Raw genomic sequence first — 1,506 nt, forward strand, 5'->3', positions numbered from 1 at the left:
ACTGGAGTTTAGACTAAATCGGTGATGTTCAAGAAAAAAAGGGAGTCTGATTGAATACAGACCCCCTTTTGGCAGAACCTGAGAGAAATACTACTAACTCTCATTCGCCAATATGAAACGTGCCAGATTAGAACAATTCCGTCAAGCCGCCTACGAATATCTAGGTAGAGCAAAAGATGCTACCTTTGAATTGACAGATGCGATATTACTGACCAAAAATATTTATTGCCTAGCAGAGTTGTCCTTATCACCAGTATTTAGACGCAAGTGGCCAAGTATCTATGAGGCACTACAAGATAGCAGACCACAGCGACAGAAATTGATGCAGCTATATATCAAACAGATACCAACAGAAAAACGACCTCTATTGGCAGGCGACCACACTAACTGGTCACGTCCAGATGCAGTTAAACTCAAAGAAAGAACCTATGAACATAGTGGCACATCCATAGCGGGAAATAAACCAATAACCGTAGGACAGGGGTATAGCACAATTGCCTGGATACCAGAAAATGAGGGTAGTTGGGCATTACCCTTAAGGCATGAAAGAATTACAAGTGCCGAAAGTCCAATTAGCAAAGCAATTTGGCAATTAAAACAGGTATGTAAATATTTAAGAGTCAGACCGATTTCCCTTTGGGATAGTGAATACGGTTGTGCGCCTTTTGTCTTAAAAACTGCCAATATTCCCGCAGATATTTTAGTTCGGTTACGTTCAAATTTATGTTTATGGGGGGAACCAGAAGCTTATTCTGGAAAGGGGCGACCCAAAAAGCATGGTGATAAATTTAAACTGAATGAGCCAACAACATGGAATGAAGCAACATCTGTATTAGAAATAAATGACCCAAAATTAGGACGTGTGCGTGTGAGCTTGTGGAAAGATTTACACTTCCGTCAGGCTGCTACACGACCAATGCTACTCCTGCGGGTTGAACGTCTGGACGCGCAAGGTAACATGAGAGTGTCCAAACCTTTATGGTTGGCTTGGGTAGGAGAAGAAATGCCGCCCCTAGAAGAAGTTTGGTGTCTTTACTTGCGTCGCTTTACCATTGACCACTGGTATCGCTTTTTAAAGCAACGTTTACATTGGACTGTACCAAACTTTGGTACTCCTAAGCAAAGTGAAAGGTGGAGTGACCTCATGCCTCTGATAACTTGGGAATTGTGGTTAGCCCGCGATATCGTTACTGACAATCCTTTACCTTGGCAGAAGTCTGTTGATAAATTGACCCCTGGAAGAGTTGCTCAAGCTATAGGTGGAGTTTTTGCGGCCATTGGTACTCCCACAAGAGCACCCAAACCTCGCGGAAAGTCTCCCGGTTGGCAACAAGGAAAGAAGCGTCACCGTAAAAACCGATGTCCCATTGTTAAAAAAACAGTAGCACGACCACCTAAAGAACCATCTGTTGCTGTTTAATACCCAAGATTCTTCATACTTTTGCTAAGTCTCTGATTAACTCAGCCCTGCTGGGTCATTTTCCATTGCTTAGTCTAAACTCCAGT

General features: G+C 42.9%; 1 protein-coding gene. It reads left to right on the forward strand.

What is annotated here, in order from left to right; translation table 11 throughout:
• Positions 1 to 112 precede the first annotated feature (112 nt).
• Positions 113 to 1,420, forward strand: a complete 1,308-nt coding sequence (locus tag IQ246_RS29595) for an NF041680 family putative transposase (protein WP_194006839.1) — start codon at positions 113 to 115, stop codon at positions 1,418 to 1,420.
• Positions 1,421 to 1,506 lie beyond the last annotated feature (86 nt).

It is taken from the genome of aff. Roholtiella sp. LEGE 12411, assembly GCF_015206995.1.
Lineage (GTDB): Bacteria > Cyanobacteriota > Cyanobacteriia > Cyanobacteriales > Nostocaceae > Komarekiella.

Bases quoted from the DNA above. Each gene is read 5' to 3' on its own strand.
- IQ246_RS29595 (WP_194006839.1), top strand. From the start codon at position 113: ATGAAACGTGCCAGATTAGAACAATTCCGTCAAGCCGCCTACGAATAT.